This window comes from Novosphingobium meiothermophilum (assembly GCF_003171715.1).
GTDB lineage: Bacteria > Pseudomonadota > Alphaproteobacteria > Sphingomonadales > Sphingomonadaceae > Novosphingobium > Novosphingobium meiothermophilum.
On sequence record NZ_QGHL01000007.1, the window covers coordinates 89,081 to 107,027 of the forward strand.

Below are 17,947 nucleotides of genomic sequence, written 5' to 3' on the forward strand. Positions count from 1 at the left end.
CTTTATTCGGCCGCTTCAAGCATGTCTGCGCGCTGCGGCCCACGAATGAGGCCGCCCGGCGTTGCGCCGGTCCATTCGCCCCGGCGGAATGTCACCTTGCCGCTCTTGATCGTGTAGTCATAGCCTTCGGCCTTCTGGAGCAGCCGCTTGCCGCCCGCGGGAAGATCGAATGCGAGCCACGGCTTGAGCAGCCTGAGGTTGTCGAGGTCGATCACGTTGATGTCGGCAATGTAACCCGGTGCCAGCACGCCGCGATCGTCAAGGCCATAGAGCCGAGCCGTATCGCGGCACTGGCGCTGCACCGCGCGTTCAAGGCTGATGCGTCCGCCTTCACGGCCTGCACCGCGCGGCCGGTCGCGCACCCAGTGCTGAAGCATGAACGTGGGGCTGGCCGCATCGCAGATCGTGCCGCAGTGCGCCCCGCCATCCGAAAGCGAGTTCACCGTATCGTCGGCGGCCTGCAACTCTTCAAGAAAATCAAGGTTGCCATCGGCATAGTTGAGGATCGGCAGATAGAGGAAGCCGGTGCCATCGTTCTCCATCAGCGTGTCATAGGCAAAGGCATCCGGCGCTATGCCTGCGGCCTTGGCGCGGGCCAGAACGCTGGCTTGGGGCTGCGGTTCGTAGTCGAAGCCTTCGTCCATCACGAACTGGTTGTGCCAGCCTTGAGAGATCATCATCAGCAGGCCGATGATGTCGCTTTCGGGATAGACGTTCTCTTCCGCAAGGATGCGGGCGCGCACCGCCGGGTCTTTCAGCCGGGCAAGCTGTTCGTTCCACGGCAGATCGGCAATCGCGGCATAGCTGGGGCGGAAGCGGAAGGGGTGGATCGTTCCCTGCCACGCCATGATGACCCCGTTTCCGCGCAGCGCAATCTGCGCCACGATATTGGCGCCCTGCGCATTCTGGCGGCGCATCTCGGCAATCTGTTCGTCAAGCGGCATCTCCTTGGCGATGGATTGCAGCGCGGCGAAGGTCACGGGCAGGCCGGTTTCGCGGCTCAGTGCGCCCATCCAGCCGAACTCGTTCCATTCGCGTTTCATGTCCGATGCCATTTCGAACACGCCGTGGCCCACCCGGCCCATGGCGCGGCCGATCTCGATCAGTTCCTCGGCGGTGGCCGTGGTGCCGGGCACCACTTCGCCATCAACCGACTTGTGGATCACGGTGCGGCTGGTGGAAAAGCCCAGTGCGCCCGCCCGCACGCCTTCTTCCACGATCGCGGCCATCTGGCGGATGTCATCGGGTGTGGGCACCGCGCCGGGCCTTTCCCGCTCGCCCAGAACATAGGCGCGCACCGCACCGTGTGGCACATGGGTTCCGATATCGACCGTGCGGGGCATCTTCTCCAGCGCATCAAGATACTGCGGGAAGGTTTCCCAGTCCCATGTCATGCCCTCGGCCAGGGCGGTGCCGGGAATGTCCTCCACCCCCTCCATCAGACCGATGAGCCAGTCATGCCGGTCGGGCGCGGCCGGGGCAAAGCCGACGCCGCAGTTGCCCATGATGACCGTGGTGACGCCATGCCACGAGGAAGGCGCCATTTCCGGATCCCACGTGGCCTGTCCGTCGTAATGGGTATGCACATCCACCCAGCCCGGCGCGACAATACGGCCTGACGCGTCGATCTCCTCGGCGGCATTGCCGCGCACCGTGCCGATGGCGGCGATCAGCCCGTCCTTCACGGCCACATCGCCGGTAAAGCGCGGGGCGCCGGTGCCATCGACGATGGTTCCGTTTCTGATGATGAGGTCATAGGCAGGTGTCTGACTGGCAGGCATGGGCAGGCTCCTTCTCCTGCGCTGGCCGACTCGCTGCGGGCGGCCTTGCGCATTAATCATGCGATTAAGTCAGAGGATGGCCGCGCGGTCAATCGTGCGGGCGCTGCGCATTCGCGATCATCTGGCCCGGATCATCTCCTCCACGTCCACGAACTTCTCGCGCGGGGCATCGCTTCGGGCCCGCGCCTGTTCGGCTTCCTCGATCCTTTTCCAGTCATCGAAGCTGACAACCTCAAGGCCGCGCCTTGCAGCCAGAGCGTCGAAACCCTCGCGGCCCGCCTTGCCCCGGCTTGAAGGGAAATCCTCGGCGATCATGTCGACCACGCCGAAGCCGTCGGGGCGATTGGTCCCGATGGTGCCCGAAGGCCCGCGCCGCGCCCAGCCGACACAGTAAAGCCCTGGCAGGATGCGCCCTTCATCATTGGCAAAGCGCCCGGCCCGCTCATCAAACGGCACACCGGCAATGGGCGATGTCTGATAGCCGATGCAGGATACCACCAGATCGGCGGGGATTTCGTAGAACGTGCCCGTGCCCACCGCCCGGCCAGCCTCCACGCGGGTGCGTTCGACCGAGAGCGCACGAACCCGGCCATCACCTACAAGCCCGCGCGGCGCCGCGAAGAAATCAAACTCCACTTCCAGTGGCAATTCGCCGCGGATGCTTTCGGGAATAGCGGCGAAAGAGCGCAGATGCGCCACCGATTTGCGGATGCCGGGTTCCAGCAGTGCATCTTCGGCCGCATCGGGCAGATCGCGCGGATCGACATAGGGGGCCGCGCGCGAAAGCTGGCCCAGTTCGCCCAGTTCCTTCGGGGTCATCATGATCTGGTGCGGTCCGCGCCTGCCAAGGATCACGATGCGGCGGATCCTCGATGCCATCAGCGCATCAAGGGCGTGCGCCACGATGTCGCTCCCGGCAAACTCCTCGCGCGTCTTGGCAAGGATGCGGGCAACGTCGAGCGCCACGTTGCCCATGCCGATCACCACCGCGGTTTGTCCCGAAAGGTCGGGTGAAAGCGCGGCAAACTCTGGATGACCGTTATACCATCCAACGAAAGCCGCACTGCCGAACACGTTGCCCAGGTGATCGCCGGGAATGCCCAGTTCCCTGTCACGCGGCGCGCCTGTGGCCAGCACGACCGCATCGTAAAGCTCTTGCAATTCGCCGATTGCCACATCCTCGCCAACCTTGACGTTGCCCAGAAAGCGGACATTGCCGCAAAGCGCGGTCTGCTCATAGCGGCGGGTCACGCCCTTGATCGACTGGTGATCGGGCGCCACGCCGAAGCGGATCAGGCCATAGGGGACTGGCAGCATGTCGAAGATGTCGATGCAGACATCTTCGCCCCACAGTTTCTGTGCAGCTTCGGCGGTATAGTATCCGGCCGGTCCCGAACCGACGATGGCGATATGTCGCATGGCCTCTCCCCAGCCTGTCGATCCCGTCCATCCGCGTGGCCGAGTCTCGCCTGCGGATGCTATCGCCTTGCCGGGAAAAGAAAAGCGTCTCGCGGCGGTCGGGGCGCTCTATCCCTGCTCGTCCAGAAAGGCGCGCAGCAGGTCGATGAAGCGTTCGCGCTGCGAGAGCATGAACAGGTGTCCGCCGCCGCGAAACATCTCCAGCCGGCTGCCCGGAATGGCATTGTGCAGGAGATGCGCGTTGGCTGGCGGCACGAGCTGGTCTTCCTCGTCGGCCATGACCATGACCGGCATCCGCAACATCGGCAGGAACGGCAGGCTGGTCCAGCTGGCGAAGGCGGCAAGCTGATAGGAAAAGCCGAGCGGCGAGGGCGCCTTGGCAGCGTTGAGCGAGACCCGTGCGCTTCCCCCGCCGTTGTAGATCGCGGCAAGATTGCGCTTCAGCGTCTTTTCAACGGTATATTCGCGCGGGTCCGCCATGTGGGCCAGCATGGCGGCATTGCCGGGCACCATCGTTGCGCCTGCCGCCGTTGCCGCAAGAACGAGGCGCCCCGTGCGGGTGCGGTGCTGGAAGGCGAACTGCTGCGCCACTGCGCCGCCCCAGCTTATGCCCAGAATATCCGCCTCGGCAATGTCCAGCCGGTCAAGCAGCGCGGCCGTGGTCAGCGCCATGCACGGGATGGTATAGGGCAGCACCGGATCGGGCGAACTGCCGATCCCCGGCATGTCGAAGCAGATCACCTCCCTCTCCGGCAGGGCGCGGGCCAGAGGCGCAAGCATTTCCAGATTCATGCCTATGCCGTTCAGCATCACCAGCGGGCGATGCGCGGGGTTCGGGCCATCCCTGCGGTCAACGTGCCAGCGGGCGATGTGCAATCGGCGCCCCCCGACGCCGATGGTTGATCGAATTGCTGTGTCCGGCATCGTTCCTGTCCTGCGCAGTCTGGCGATTAGCATCTTCGCACTCGCAGCAAAAGCGTCTCGGCGAAAGGATGTTTAACCGTTTCTCAAACCAACCCGGTGCATTCCCGCGGGCATGTCACTCGACGAGCCTGTCAAGATTCCGAATCCCGAACCGGTTGCGCGCGAATATGCCCGTACGCATCGCCGCGAACGGGTGCCGGTGACAGCGGGGCGCGAGGTCGGGGCCAGCTTCCTTTTCGGCAGCGATCCCTCGAACAGGCTGATTGCGCCGGAGTGGCCGCGCATGGCCGTGCCGATGGTTCTGGTGCCCGGCGCTGTCGCGGCGCTGAACCTCGTGGTGCCCAACCTTTTCAGTATCGTGCTGCTGCTGCTGGCGGGGTTGGTGACGCACCTGTCCGGCTTCGCGGTTCGGCTTGAAGCAGATCGCCCGATGGATACGGGCCAGCGCATGGTCATGATGGGCGGCGCGGTGGCGTTCCCGATGTTCCTGTTCGGCTCTGCACTGGGCATCTGGGGCGAGTTCGGCCAGATCGACTGGTTCTACTGCCTTGTTGCCGTGGCGATCGTTTCGCTGCTGGCAACCATCGTCCAGTCCGGCCGTCTGATCGGCGTGCTGGCCGTGCAGGTCTCGGTCTGGTCCGGCATCACTTGTGTCGCCAGCACGATCGGCGGCTATTTCTCGCTCGTCGTCGGCGTGGCGATTGCGATTGCGGCCTATCTGCGCCAGCGCAGGATCGACCTGATCCTGCGCGAGAAGGCGGAGAACGACGCGCGCATCCAGACCCGTGCGCAGGAAATCCTGGCCGATTATGAAGAAACGGGGCAGGGCTGGTTCTGGGAAACGGACCGCCGCGGGCACCTGACCTATCTTTCGAAGCCCGTCGCCGGGATACTCGGACGCAAGGTCGATGATCTGCTGGGCCGTCCCTTTTCTGAGCTGTTCAACCTTGCCGAACAGGCGGGCGAGGGCGAGCGCACGCTGGCCTTCCACCTTTCCGCGCGCGCCAGCTTCAGCGAACTTGCCGTGCGTGCGGCCACGCCTGATGAAGAACGCTGGTGGTCGATCACCGGACGCCCCACATACGATACGTTCAACAACTTCACCGGTTTCCGCGGTTCCGGCACCGACCTGACCGAAAAGCGCCGTTCGCAGGAGCACGCCTCGCGGCTGGCTCATTTCGATTCGCTCACCGGGCTGTCGAACCGTTTCCGCATGTCGCAGACGCTGGAGAAGATCCTGCTTGCGCCGCAGCTTCATCACCGCGCCTGCTCGGTGTTCCTGCTCGACCTTGATCGGTTCAAGCAGGTCAACGATACGCTGGGCCATCCGGCGGGGGATGCGCTGCTCAAGCAGGTGGCACAGCGGCTTGAGCGCGTGGTCGGCAAGATGGGCCGTGTCGGGCGCCTGGGCGGCGACGAGTTCCAGGTCATCATGCCGGGCAAGATCGACCGCGATCAGCTTGCGCACCTGGCCTTGCGCATCATCGAAAGCCTGTCGCAGCCCTATTCGATCGAAGGCAGCCGGGTGATGATCGGCGCATCGGTGGGCATCGCGCTCGCGCCTGATGATGGCGTGACCAGCGAAGCCCTTATCCGCAATGCCGACCTTGCGCTCTACGCCGCCAAGGATGGCGGGCGCGGCCGCTATCACTTCTATGCGCCCGATTTGCACAGCGATGCCGAAGAGCGGCGCAAGATGGAAGAGGACCTGCGCGATGCAGTCGCGAATGGCGGGCTGGAACTCTATTACCAGCCGGTCGTCCAGACCACGACCGAGAAGATTACCGGCTTCGAGGCCCTGCTGCGCTGGAACCACCCCGAACAGGGCTGGATCAGTCCGGCCCGCTTCATTCCCATCGCCGAGGATACCGGTCTGATTGCCCCGATCGGTGAATGGGCCTTGCGCACGGCCTGCCGCGATCTGGCGAAGTGGCCGGAAAACGTGCGCGTTGCGGTGAACGTCTCGCCGCTGCAATTTGCCAATCCTTCGCTGCCCGTCATCGTCACCAATGCCCTGGCCAATGCCCAGGTTGCGGCCGAACGGCTTGAACTGGAAATCACCGAAAGCGTGTTCCTCAACGATGACGAGGGCACCGACCAGATGTTCAAGTCGCTGAAATCCATCGGTGTGCGCCTTGCGCTCGATGATTTCGGCACGGGCTATTCCTCGCTCGGCTATCTGCGTTCGGCCCCGTTCGACAAGATCAAGATCGACCAGTCGTTCGTGCGCGGTGCCACCCAGCCGGGCAGCCGCAACGGTGCGATCATCGCATCCATCGTCAGCCTTGCCGAATCGCTCGGCATGGAAACCACTGCCGAAGGCGTGGAAACGCTCGACGAACTGGATCTGGTGCGCATGCTCGGATGCAGTCACGTGCAGGGATACATCTACGAACGCCCGCTTTCCGCCACCAGCGCTGGCGCACGCCTGTCAACCGGCCTTATCGCCATTGCGCAGGGGCCGCGTTCGGCGCGTGCGGCCCGTCATTCGATGCTGCGCAAGGTCGTGCTCGATCACGGTGGCCACCGCTACAACGCGATGATCCGCAACATCAGCCAGATCGGCGCGATGATCGAAGGTTTGTGGAACGTGCCGCCCGGCACGATCTTCCGCGTGATTCTGGCCGAGAACCACATCGTCACGGCAACCTGCCGCTGGTGCAACGAGGACCGCATGGGCGTCGAGTTCTCGCAGCCGCTGCGGCTGGATGACAATGGCCGCATCGCCGCCGTTGTCGCGCGGATCGCGGCAGACGCGGAGCCTGACGAAATAGCTCCGCGCAAAGTGGGATAGGCAGGCAAGAACCGCTGCGCACGCGGGGCTGCTGAGGCCGGCCGAAAGCGGCCGGGCCGCGCCCTTCAGCCCAGCGCGGCCTGCTTTTCTTCCGCCAGCCGGTCAAGCTCGGCGCGGCTCTTCCTTTCCGCTGCCGTCTTGAGCTGACCGCACGCCGCATCGATGTCGCGCCCGCGCGGCGTGCGCACCGGCGCGCTGATGCCCGCCTCGAACACGATATTGGCAAAGCTGCGTATGCGCTCCGGGCTGGAGCACTCATAAGGCGCGCCCGGCCAGGGATTGAACGGGATGAGGTTTACCTTGGCGGGCAGCTTGTATTGCCGGATCAGGCGGACCAGTTCGCGCGCGTCCTCGTCGCTGTCGTTCTTGTCCTTCAGCATCACGTATTCGAAAGTGATGCGCCGTGCGTTCGAGGCGCCGGGATATTCCGCGCAGGCTTTCAGCAGTTCCTCCAGCCCGTATTTGCGGTTGAGCGGGACGATCTCGTCGCGCACTTCCTTGGTCACGGCATGGAGCGAGACGGCAAGGTTGACCCCGATTTCCTCGCCGCAGCGCGCCATCATGGGCACCACGCCGCTGGTCGAAAGCGTGATTCGCCGCTTCGACAGGGCCAGCCCGTCGCCGTCCATCACCAGTTTCAGCGCATCGCGCACGTTGTCGAAATTGTAGAGCGGCTCGCCCATGCCCATCATCACGATGTTGGTCAGCAGGCGGCCGTCAGACGTATAGGCGCTCGCGGCGTCTTCGTCGTCATCGTCGAAATCGAGACCGGCCATGGTGCCGATGCGCGTGTCGTTGGCCTTGGGCCATTCGCCCAGCGCATCGCGGGCCAGCATGACCTGCCCGACGATCTCGCCCGGCGTAAGGTTGCGCACCAGCCGCATCGTGCCCGTGTGGCAGAAACGGCAATTGAGCGTGCAGCCCACCTGGCTGGACACGCACAGGGTTCCCCGGTCGGCATCGGGAATGAACACCATTTCGAAGTCGTGCTTGTCCGCCGTGCGCAGCAGCCACTTGCGCGTGCCGTCGGCAGAGACCTGCGCTTCGACGATTTCAGGGCGCCCGATCACGAAGCGTTCGGCAAGCCAAGGGCGCATCGCCTTGGCAATGTCGGTCATGTCCGCAAAATCGGTGACACCGCGATGATAGAGCCAGTGGAACACCTGCTTGGCGCGCAGCCGGGCCGCCTTCGCATCAAGACCGGCGGCCGCGAACAGTTCGGCAATCCGGCCGCGCGGCAGACCGATGAGGTCCACGCGCCCGTCTTCACGCGGGGTTACGCCATCGATCAGGCCCGGCCGGGGCACGGGCACGGGATCGAGATGCCCGGCGATGGGCATGGTGGCGGGAAGCGAGGGGCTGGTATGGTCCGGGGCGTGCATCGCGCGCATATAGGGCCAAGCCTGCCATCAAGCAAACCCGCAGCCGTCGGCGCCTCTGCGCCGGTTGCCGGCTTTGGCGAGCCGCGCGGCGCTGTGCGAAAGATTAAAATAAGAACAACTATCCTAATTGAAATGCATACGGCGCATTGATAAAAATCCAGTCACATTATCTATTTTTCATATCGGTCTGCTTGGTGCATCGGGGGAAGCGAGAACAAACCAGTGATCTGGATGGGAGATTTTCATGAGCGACAGATTCCTTCTCCGCTGTGCGGTTTCGCTTGCCGCGATCTGCACCGCGTTGCCGGCCCATGCACAAGAAGCGCAGGAAGCCTCTGAAGATGCCGGCCTTGCCGATATCGTCGTTACCGCGCAGCGCCGCGAGGAAAGCCTCCAGCGGGCCGCCGTTGCCGTCACCGCCATCACGGGCGCCGCGCTTGATTCGGCGGGCATCACGGAAGTGGTGGACTTGCAGAAGCTGGTCCCGGCGCTGGCCGTTGCGCCCACTGGCGGCACCACCAGCTTCTTCCTGCGCGGCGTCGGCACCAATTCGCAGAACTCCTTTGCTGAAAACGCGGTCGCCTTCAACTTCAACGGCGTCTATGTGGCGCGTCCTTCCGGTCCTGCGGGGGTCTTCTACGATCTGGCCCGCGTCGAAGTGGTGAAGGGGCCGCAGGGCACGCTCTATGGTCGCAACGCCACCGGCGGCGCTATCAACGTCATTCCGCGCAAGCCCGAACTGGGCAAGTTCGGTGGCGACATCCGCGCCGAATACGGCAATTACGACAGCAAGAAGGCTTCGGCCGCGCTGAACATTCCGATCGGCAATTCCGCTGCCCTGCGCATTGCCGGGCAGGTTGTCGATCGCGATGGTTTCCTTTCCGACGGCTACAGCGATGACCGCGGCGAAGGCGTGCGCGCTTCGCTTCTGGTCGAGCCTGCGGCGGGCTGGTCGGTGCTGCTGGTCGGCGACTATTTCAACCAGCATGGCAAGGGCTGGGGCAGCGTGCTGCTTCCCAACAGCCGCTTTGCGGTGCCCGACATCAACCGCCACATCGGCATTTCCAGCCCTGAGGCGCAGGCCGCGATCCGCACGCTTGCATCCACCCTGTTCGCGCCGCCGTTCTGCGGTGGTCCGGGCGGTTTCGTGACCAGCGGCTGCATCGATCTGCCTGCCGACAACGGCTTCCTCGACAACCAGTTCTACGGCCTGAGCGCAACGCTTGAGGGTGACCTCGGCTTCGCAACGCTCACCATCCAGCCTGCATGGCGCAAGTCCGACATCAACTTCGTCACCTATCTGCCGGGCTTCCGGGGTGAAGTGGTCGAGGATGCAGAGCAGTATTCTGTCGAGATGCGTCTTTCGTCGAACGGCAACGGTCCTCTTCGCTATGTGCTGGGTGCCTTCTATTTCAGCGAAGACCAGAACGCGCTGAACTTCTTCCGTCAGGGCGATCTTTCGACCACGCGCTTCACGCCGAACATCAAGACCGAAAGCTATGCGGCGTTCGGCCAGTTCACCTATAGCCTCACCGATACCTTCCGCCTCGTGGCGGGCGGGCGCTACACCAAGGAAACCAAGGACCAGCTCACCGCCACGGTTTCGGGCGGGCGTCCCGGTCCGGTCAATCCGCCGCTGGGGGCGCCGTTCCCCGGTGCTCTCTCGTTCGAACGCTTCACCTGGAAGGCCGGGGTGGAATGGGATGCGGGGCCGTCGTCGCTGGTCTATGCCGATGTTGCCACGGGCTTCAAGTCGGGCGGGTTCTTTGTTGCCGCCCCGCCGGAAAACACCTTCGCTCCCGAAACGCTCACCGCCTATACGCTTGGCACCAAGAACCGCTTCTTCAACAACAAGTTGCAGCTCAATCTTGAAGCGTTCTACTGGGATTACACCAACCAGCAGATCACCTTCGTGGGCGGTGTGCGCACGGCGGGCGGCATCTTTGCCCAAGGGTCGCGCACCGAGAACGCGGGCAAGTCGCGGATTTATGGTCTTGAAGCCGAAGTGCGCTTCCAGCCCACCCGCAATGACCGGTTCGACATGAACGTCCAGTATCTGAACGGGAAATACAACAGCCTCCAGACGGCGAACTTCTCGGCCACCGGCGCACCCGTGGCAACGGGCTGCACCATCCTTGGCAGCCGCCTTGCAAACCCCGGCGTGCCCGGAAACAACGCCCGCTTCTTCGATCTCGACTGCTCCGGCAAACCGGCGGTGCAGGCGCCCGAATGGACGCTCGGCCTTGGCTATGAGCGCGGCTTCGACGTGAGCGACAAGATGCGCCTGCTGCTGGGTGCGCGCACCAGCATTGAATCGAGCCGCTTCCTCAACGCCAACTACCGCGAGGATGAAAAGCAGGGCAGCTTCATGATGTCGGATGCCTACGTAACGCTCGAAGGCGATGGTGGCCGCTGGACCATCACCGGCTTCATCAGCAACATCGAAGACAAGGAAGTTCTGGTCCGCGCCGGAACGCGCCCGATCCTCGATTTCTCGGTCGGCACATTCGCGCCGCCGCGCACCTACGGCATCCGCATGGGCTATTCATTCTGATTCGGCGCGATTCCCGCCTGGGGTCTGCCACGCGCTGGCTGGGAACCGCTCTTGGCGCGCTCGCTCTTGTGGGGGGCACGCCTTCGGCCATCGCGCGCGACGCGGTGGCCGAAGGCGGCGCATTCATCACGCTGGGCACGATGGGTGGGCCGGTTGCCGATGGCAAGCGATCGCAACCGGCCAACCTGCTCGTTGCGGGCAGCGATCTCTACATCGTCGATGCAGGTGATGGCACGGTGCAGCAACTGGCGAAGGCTGGTTTCCAGCTTCCGCAGGTGCGGGCCGTATTCCTCAGCCACCTCCATGTCGATCACACGGGTGGACTTTCGGCCATCCTCGGTCTACGCAACCAGACCAAGGTTGCCGTGCCGCTGGTCGTCTATGGACCGCCCGGCACGCGGGAACTGGTAGCGGGCATTGTCGCCTCGATGCGGCCTGCGGCCCTCGCCGGCTATGGCATTCCCGGCCAGCCCTGGGACGATCCTGCCGCCATGGTCGAGGTGGTGGAGATGGGGGATGGCTTCACCCGGACGATCGGCACCATGAACGTGCGCGCCGTTCAGAACACCCACTATGATTTCGTCCCCGGCAGCGCCGAGGACCGGGCCTTTAAGTCGTTGTCCCTGCGGTTCGATCTGCCAGATCGCTCGATCCTCTACACCGGCGATACCGGGCCTTCGCCTGCGGTGGAAAAGCTGGCCCGCGGGGTTGATCTGCTGGTCAGCGAGATGATCGACATTGACGCCACGCTTGCAACGGTGGCGCGCAATTCGCCGAACATGCCGGAAAAGGCCAAGGCCGATCTGGTGCAGCACCTGACGACTCACCACCTTACCCCGAAGGACGTGGGTCTTCTGGCCAGGCGCGCGGGTGCAAAGGCGCTGGTCGTGACGCATTTCGCGGGCGGCACCGCTGGGCCTGAGCGGCTCAGCGCCATCGTGGATCTGGTGCGCAAAACCTATTCCGGCCCGGTCACGCTCGCCAAGGATCTCGACCGGTTCTGAGCCTCCCCGCGCGCGCGGCTATACCGGCCAGCCTGCGCGGGCGTAGGCTGAATCCCAGAACATCCATTCATAGCGCGTCGCCGTGCGGAACGCGCGCGCCATGGCACTGCGCGTCTCCTGCGTTGCGGCAGCGGCGGCCTCGTCCACCAGATCGCGCGCGCGCGCGGTCGCGCCGCCGAACTCCGGGGTGGCATAGGTATCGATCCATGCGGCGTAGGGATTGGGCGAAGCGGCCTTGGGCTTGATCGCGCATCCCACCTCCCAATAGACCCAGAAGCATGGCAGGATGCCCGCCACCAGTTCAGCGTAACTGCGCGTGGCGGCCAGATGGCCAAGGAAGCTGGAATAGCCAAGGCAGGCAGGCGTTGGCTCTGCGGCCCGCACTTGCGCCTCGTCCACCCCGAACATGGCGAAGTAGGATCGGTGCAGGCTCTCCTCCACCATCACCGCAACCTTGGCCCCGTCAGACCATTCCGCCCGCGCCGCCGCGGTTGGCGCCTTGGCCGCGGCCAGCGCCAGCACGCGGGCATATTCGCCAAGATAGAGGCTGTCCTGCACGATGTAGTGCCGAAAGGCGTCCTGCTCCAGCGTGCCCTGCGCCAGTTCGGCGAGAAACGGCAGGTCAAGGATCTGGCGGCGCACCGGCAGCATCTCTTCCCAGATCGCGTTGCAGAAGCTCATGGCAGATCCTCCTCCTTCAGAAGCGGATGGTGGCGCTGGTGCCGAACTGGCGGCCGGGATTGATGGTGAAGCTGTCGAACGGTCCGCCCGGCTGCATCAGCAGAAGCAGCGGCAACTGCTGCTGCCCGAAGGCGGAAATCGCCCAGCGCTTGTCGAACAGATTGCGCGCCCACACGTCAAGCGTAAGCCGGCCGACAGTGGCCGCCAGCCGCGTATCGACCGAGGCATATCCGGGGGTGTGCAGGATGTTGTCGATCTCGAAATCGACGCGGCTGACCCAGTTGACGCCAAGCCGCGCATCGATGGTGGCCTTGCCCGCCTCGCCGCGCCAGGCCAGCGCGCCGTTCACGGTCCAGTCGGGTGCATTGGGGGTGCGGTTGCCGGTAAGGTCAAGAATGTCCGGCTCGCCCGGTTCGAGGGTGGGGTTGGGCACCAGATAGCGGCCCACCCGGCTGCGTGTATAAGCCGCGCCCGATTGCAGCCGGAAGCCTGCTCCAAGATCGGCCTCCAGGGCAGCTTCCAGCCCGCGCACATTGACGCGCGGCACCGAGAACACGATGGAATTGCCGAAGAACACCGTGTTCTGGAAATTGCGGAAATCGGTGAGGAAGCCCGCCAGCGAAAGCCGCACCCGGCCATCGGCCAGCGCGGTCTTGATGCCGGCCTCAATCGACCGCGTGGTTTCTGCCGCGAACTGTTCGTCATAGGCCACCGGCGGGAAGGGCGCGGGGTTGAAGCCGCCCGCCTTGAAGCCGATGGCCCCGGTCACGTAGGCGGTGAAATCGCTGCTCGGCCGCCACGCGAGCGAAATCTTGGGCTGCCACTTTTCGAACACCCGCGCGCGCTGCCCGAACGGGGTGCCCGATACCGCACCCACGTTGCGTTCGGCTCGGCTGTCGCGGTCATAACGCAGCGCCATCGTCGCCTCGAAGGTGGGCGCCACATCGTAGCTGACCTGCCCGAACAACCCGATCTGGTTTGAACGGGTTTCCCAGCGCTGCGGCTCGAACCCGCCCAGCAAGGGGCCGAAATCATCGGTCCGGTCACGCTCAAGCCGCTGCGCGAAAACACCGGCCAGCCAGCGCAGGCGCTGATCGTCGGGTGAGGTCAGGCGCAGTTCGGTGGTATAGGCCCTGATCCCCACAGGCTGCGAAATCGGCGCAAGGCCATCGGGATAGTCCTGCCCGAAAACGCTGACAGGGCCATTGCGGAAATCGAGTTCCTCGACGAACTGCTTGGCGTAGTCGTCAAGCCCGGCGGTCCACGAGATGCGCAGACCGCCCGTGGTCTCGTGTTCAAGCGTTGCCTGCACACCCCACCATTCGCGCGATGCCCGGCCCTCGAAATCGCCGAAAGGCTCGGTCAGTGCCGCGCCTGCCAGCCGCCCGCCGAACTGCCCGGTGACATTGCCCGACGAGATGAACGCCGCGCCGCCATCCTCGTTCGCCCAGCCAAGCCGCAGCTTCAACACCGTTGCCTCGTCAAGCTCGGCGCGCAGCTTGGCGCGCAGGTTGCGGGTCACGAAGCCGTCCACTTTCCGGCGCAGGAAGGTGTTGGTGATGAAGCCTTCGGTATCGCGCAGCGATCCGGCAAGGCGCAGTTGCACCTTATCAGAAAGAGGCAGGTTGAAAGCGGCATCGGCGTTCACCGTCAGCCCGTTGCCAAGCCCCAGCGATGCCTCGCCGCCCGCCTGCGGGCCGGGATCGGCAGTGGTGATGTTGATGATCCCGCCCGATGCCGAACGGCCGAACAGCGCGCCCTGCGGTCCTTTGAGCACTTCGATGCGGGCTAGATCATAAGTGCGCAGCGTGAACAGTTCGGGATCGGCCAGTGCCAGCCCATCGACGATATAGGCAATCGAAGGGGCCTGGTTGCGATTGGTCGATACCCCGCGGATCGAGATGAGATTGGTGCCGGGATCCTGATCGTTGATGATGAAGACGCCGGGTGTCACCGCGATCACATCGTCGATCGTCTCAAGCCGCAGCGCGGGCACGTCGTCACGGTTGAACACGGTGATCGTGTCCGGCACTTTCAGCAGGCTTTCGGTGCGCCCTCGTGCGGTAACGACAATGTCGACGCCGGTTTGCGCGGTGGTAGCATCTGCGGCATCCGCGTCGGCGGCGCGCGCCGTTGCGGGGATGAGGCTTGCCGCCATCAGGGCAAGCGATGACGCCGCCAGCAGGCGGGCAGGCGAAACGATGGATATACGTGTGGCGTGCTTGCGCATGGCCCTATTCCTCCGCCGGTATGAACCGGATCAGGTTCGCGGGTTGGCAGGCAAGGAACCGGACTGTTCCCGACGCGCCTCTCAGCCTTGGTGGCACCAAGACACCCCGTGGGTTGATGCGCGGGCCGATAGACCCTGACGGCACGCTTCGTCAAGCAGGCCGCACCGTGGCTCAGTGCTGCGATACGCCCGGCTCGGCGCCGGCCAGATCCGGCGGAAGGGCTGCCTCGTCGTGCACCACCACCAGTTGCACCGCCTGCTCCGGCGCGAGATAGCGCCGTGCCGCGGCCTGAAGATCGGCCGGGACGAGCGCTTCGAGAACCGCTCTTGCCCTGCGCGCCCGCACAAGGCTTGCAGGATCGCCCTGTGCGCGTTCCACCAGCGACATCCAGCCCGCGTTGGTCTTGAGCGCGTTTTCCATGCGCTCGATCATCGGCGCGCGGGCGCGCTGGAGAAGGTCCGCGTCGATCGGGCTGTCCATCAGTTGCCGTGCCGTCTCGGCCAGCGCGGCGCGCACGGCCTGAACGTCGGCCAGATCGACCGACGCATTCATCATGAAGGTGCCATAGCCACGCCAGACCCGGCTTGGGCTGCTGGCGGCCGCGGGGCTATAGGCTTTGCCCAGCTTCTCGCGCAGTGTCTCGATCAGTTCGATTCCCGCCACTTCGGCCAGCAGGGCAAGCGTGACGGTTTCTTCCAGATCGCTGTCGTCGCGCGTTGGCCAGACGTGGCGCACGATGGCCTGATTGCGTTCGCCTGCGTGGCGCAGCACCACCGGGCCGCGCCGCGCGGTGAAGGGGCGTTCGCGCTCTGCCTCATAATCGCGGAAGCCCGCCTCGCGCTCAGGCAGCGCGCCGAAGGTGCGAGCCACCGCATCGATCACGGCGCTTTCGTCGATATCGCCCACCACCGCGATTTCGATGGCGCCATGGCGCAACCGCTCACCAATGTCGGCGCGCAGCTTGTCGAACGTCAGCGCAGTATAGCGATCGAGCGATTGCAGCGTGAAGCGCGGATCACCATCGGAAAGGATGGCGCCGATCTGGTTGCCAAGCGCCGCACCCGGTGAAGAGCGCAGCCGGGCAAAGCTGTTCACGATGTTCTGCCGGTAGAGCACTTCGCCTTCGCGCCGGTATCCCGGATCGGTCAGCAGCGCGGCCCAGAGCTGCAATTGCAGTGCCAGATCGCGCGGCGTGGTGGTCGTGCCCGTGGCAAAGGTATCGCCTGTGGCGCCAAGGCCCAGACTGACCGAGCGGCCCGCGAGCAGGCTTTGCAGGTCGTCCTCGCTGTGCTGGCCAAGGCCGCCGCGCGGCAGGCTGCTCACCAGTTCGGTGGCAAGCGGATTGTCGCGGCTGTCGAGCATTCGTCCGCCGTCAAGGTTGATGCGCACTTCCACGCGGTCCTGCGCCAGCGAGGAATACTTGAGGTTCAGCAGCACATTGTTGGCAAAGCGCACCTGTCGGATGCGGAAATGCGGCTCCAGCACGTCCGCCACCACACGGCCCGGCGGGCCGAAGTTCTCATAGGCGAAGGGGGCGCTGGGAGGCGGCTCTTCGGCAGACGTCCTTGCGCGCAAGGCCCGGTTCCATGCAGACCGCAGCGCCTTCGTGCCGCCCTTCGGGGATCGGCGCCCCTGAAAGCGGATCAGCGGATCGACCAGCGGCACAAGCTCGCCGCGCAATTCGGCAAGAACGGCTTGCGGCGTGATGGCGGCGGCATAGCGGTTGAAGCGCTCCAGACCCGATTGGGGTGTCGTGGGCACCTGCTCGTCGCGGACCAGCGCAAGGGCTGCGGCCACAAGCGCGGCGTGCGCGCGCGTCTGTGCGCCGCGTGCCGCATTTTCCAGCGCGGTGCGGATATTGGCCACCTGCTCGTCGATTTCGGCCTGGGTAAAGCCTTGAGCGAGAGCGCGTGCGTAAGTGGCTGCGGCAGCCGAAAGCCCGCGTTCCCATCCACCGTCCACGGTATCGACAATCAGGTTGGTGGTGCGGCCGATGCGGAAAACCTCGCTCGTGCCAAGCCCGGCGCCCCGGAATGGCGGGTCGATCAGGCGGCTCATGCGCTGGAACCGGCGGTTCATCGCGCCATAGCCGATCTGGCGCAGCAGGGCGCGGCGGCGCTCCTCGGCGCTGTCGGGCTGGCCCAGCCACGGGCCGTGCCGGGAAACGGTGACGCGTTCCGACAGGGACGGGTCCAGATAGATTGCGCTGGCCCGCTTCTGCCCCGGATCGACCCGTCCTTCATCCGGACGCGGCGCGGCCGCGCGGGCCCGCCAATCGGAAAAGCGCTGGCGAACGGCCTGCTCCACCGCGTCGGGGTCAAAGTCGCCTACCACGATCAGTGTCGCCTTTTCGGGCACGTATTCACGCTCCCAGAAGGCGCGCAGGGCAGGAGCGCTGGCTGCCTCCAGCGTCGTGATGGTGCCGATCGGCAGGCGCTGGCGATAGGTGGCATCGGGGTGGAAGAAGGCAAGCTGCGCTTCCAGATTGGCGCGCTGCCAGCCCTGGCCATCGCGCAGTTCGGCCAGCACCACCCCGCGTTCGCGCGCCACGGCATCGGGGCTGAAGGTCAGTTCGCTGGCCGTTTCGCGCATCAGCATCAGTGCGGTGTCGAGCAAGGCGGGATCGCTGCGGGGCAGGTCGAGCATGTAGGTCGTGTGCTCGAATGATGTCTGGGCGTTGGTATCCGCGCCGAAGGAAAGCCCGCTGCGCTCCAGCAGGCGGACCATCTCGCCTTCGGGCACGCTGGTCGATCCGTTGAAGGCCATGTGCTCGACGAAGTGGGCAAAGCCGCGTTCGTCCTCGCGCTCGTGCAGCGATCCGGTGGCAATGTTCAGCCGCACCAGCGCTGTGCCGGGCGGTGTCGCGTTGCGCCGCACGATGACGCGCATGCCGTTGTCCAGCCGGATGAAGCGGAAATCCGGATCGGGGGGAAGGTCGCTGCCCTCGAAGGCCCAGTCCCTTGCCGGGGAATCTGCCGGGGCAGCGGCGGCCATGGGCGGGGCGGGTTTCGCCTCAGCCGATGGAATGCGGTCCGGTGCCCCCGTGCATCCGCCAAGGCCCGGCGCGGCGAGAAGGGCAAGGGCGAGAAAGGTGGCAATCCGGCGGGGCAAGATCATCACCGCAGGTCTGCCCGCTTGGGCGGTGATGCGCAATGCCGTCGATCGGTCACTGCCTGC

Annotated in this window: 10 protein-coding genes; 3 read left to right on the plus strand and 7 right to left on the minus strand. The window is 65.0% G+C overall.

Features of this window, described 5'->3' with window-relative positions; genetic code table 11:
* Positions 1-2: 2 nt before the first annotated feature.
* The 3 genes from DKM43_RS04670 to DKM43_RS04680 form a co-directional block, all read right to left on the minus strand.
* The gene (locus DKM43_RS04670; protein WP_109797332.1) at positions 3-1,781 is read right to left on the minus strand and encodes an N-acyl-D-amino-acid deacylase family protein; all 1,779 of its coding nucleotides are present in this window, start codon (positions 1,779-1,781) and stop codon (positions 3-5) included.
* A 117-nt stretch (positions 1,782-1,898) separates the two neighbouring features.
* Positions 1,899-3,200 carry an FAD-dependent oxidoreductase gene (locus DKM43_RS04675; protein ID WP_109797333.1) on the minus strand — a complete coding sequence of 434 codons (1,302 nt, stop codon included), beginning with the start codon at positions 3,198-3,200 and terminating at the stop codon, positions 1,899-1,901.
* A 108-nt stretch (positions 3,201-3,308) separates the two neighbouring features.
* Positions 3,309-4,076: an alpha/beta fold hydrolase gene (locus tag DKM43_RS04680; RefSeq protein ID WP_236632385.1), complete on the minus strand. Its 768-nt coding sequence runs from the start codon at positions 4,074-4,076 to the stop codon at positions 3,309-3,311.
* Between the two features lie 160 nt (positions 4,077-4,236).
* Between DKM43_RS04680 and DKM43_RS04685 the strand changes: the two genes are divergently transcribed.
* Positions 4,237-6,918 (plus strand): EAL domain-containing protein, encoded by a 2,682-nt coding sequence (locus DKM43_RS04685; RefSeq protein ID WP_109797335.1) that lies wholly within the window; start codon positions 4,237-4,239, stop codon positions 6,916-6,918.
* A gap of 65 nt (positions 6,919-6,983) precedes the next feature.
* On the opposite strand, the gene rlmN is transcribed toward DKM43_RS04685, so the two are convergent.
* The gene (gene rlmN / locus DKM43_RS04690; protein ID WP_201739782.1) at positions 6,984-8,300 is read right to left on the minus strand and encodes a 23S rRNA (adenine(2503)-C(2))-methyltransferase RlmN; all 1,317 of its coding nucleotides are present in this window, start codon (positions 8,298-8,300) and stop codon (positions 6,984-6,986) included.
* A 244-nt stretch (positions 8,301-8,544) separates the two neighbouring features.
* Here rlmN and DKM43_RS04695 point away from each other — a divergent pair, with 244 nt between their 5' ends.
* Together DKM43_RS04695 and DKM43_RS04700 are read left to right on the plus strand one after the other, a co-directional pair.
* On the plus strand, positions 8,545-10,854 hold the full coding sequence (locus DKM43_RS04695; protein WP_109797336.1) for a TonB-dependent receptor: 2,310 nt from the start codon (positions 8,545-8,547) through the stop codon (positions 10,852-10,854).
* A 68-nt stretch (positions 10,855-10,922) separates the two neighbouring features.
* Positions 10,923-11,858, plus strand: a complete 936-nt coding sequence (locus tag DKM43_RS04700; RefSeq protein WP_236632386.1) for an MBL fold metallo-hydrolase — start codon at positions 10,923-10,925, stop codon at positions 11,856-11,858.
* Between the two features lie 18 nt (positions 11,859-11,876).
* On the opposite strand, the gene tenA is transcribed toward DKM43_RS04700, so the two are convergent.
* The 3 genes from tenA to DKM43_RS04715 all read right to left on the minus strand — a co-directional run bounded on the left by tenA (position 11,877) and on the right by DKM43_RS04715 (position 17,887).
* A complete protein-coding gene (gene tenA, locus DKM43_RS04705) occupies positions 11,877-12,539 on the minus strand; it encodes a thiaminase II (RefSeq protein ID WP_109797337.1) in 663 nt (220 codons plus the stop codon).
* Positions 12,540-12,555: 16 nt separating this feature from the next.
* Positions 12,556-14,769, minus strand: coding sequence for a TonB-dependent receptor (locus DKM43_RS04710; RefSeq protein WP_236632387.1), 2,214 nt, complete (start codon positions 14,767-14,769; stop codon positions 12,556-12,558).
* Between the two features lie 172 nt (positions 14,770-14,941).
* Entirely contained in the window at positions 14,942-17,887 is a 2,946-nt protein-coding gene (locus DKM43_RS04715; protein WP_236632388.1) for a M16 family metallopeptidase, read from the minus strand.
* Positions 17,888-17,947 lie beyond the last annotated feature (60 nt).

Bases quoted from the DNA above. Each gene is read 5' to 3' on its own strand.
- DKM43_RS04670 (WP_109797332.1), bottom strand. From the start codon at position 1,781: ATGCCTGCCAGTCAGACACCTGCCTATGACCTCATCATCAGAAACGGA.
- DKM43_RS04675 (WP_109797333.1), bottom strand. From the start codon at position 3,200: ATGCGACATATCGCCATCGTCGGTTCGGGACCGGCCGGATACTATACC.
- DKM43_RS04685 (WP_109797335.1), top strand. From the start codon at position 4,237: ATGTCACTCGACGAGCCTGTCAAGATTCCGAATCCCGAACCGGTTGCG.
- rlmN (WP_201739782.1), bottom strand. From the start codon at position 8,300: ATGCACGCCCCGGACCATACCAGCCCCTCGCTTCCCGCCACCATGCCC.
- DKM43_RS04695 (WP_109797336.1), top strand. From the start codon at position 8,545: ATGAGCGACAGATTCCTTCTCCGCTGTGCGGTTTCGCTTGCCGCGATC.
- tenA (WP_109797337.1), bottom strand. From the start codon at position 12,539: ATGAGCTTCTGCAACGCGATCTGGGAAGAGATGCTGCCGGTGCGCCGC.
- DKM43_RS04710 (WP_236632387.1), bottom strand. From the start codon at position 14,769: ATGCGCAAGCACGCCACACGTATATCCATCGTTTCGCCTGCCCGCCTG.
- DKM43_RS04715 (WP_236632388.1), bottom strand. From the start codon at position 17,887: ATGATCTTGCCCCGCCGGATTGCCACCTTTCTCGCCCTTGCCCTTCTC.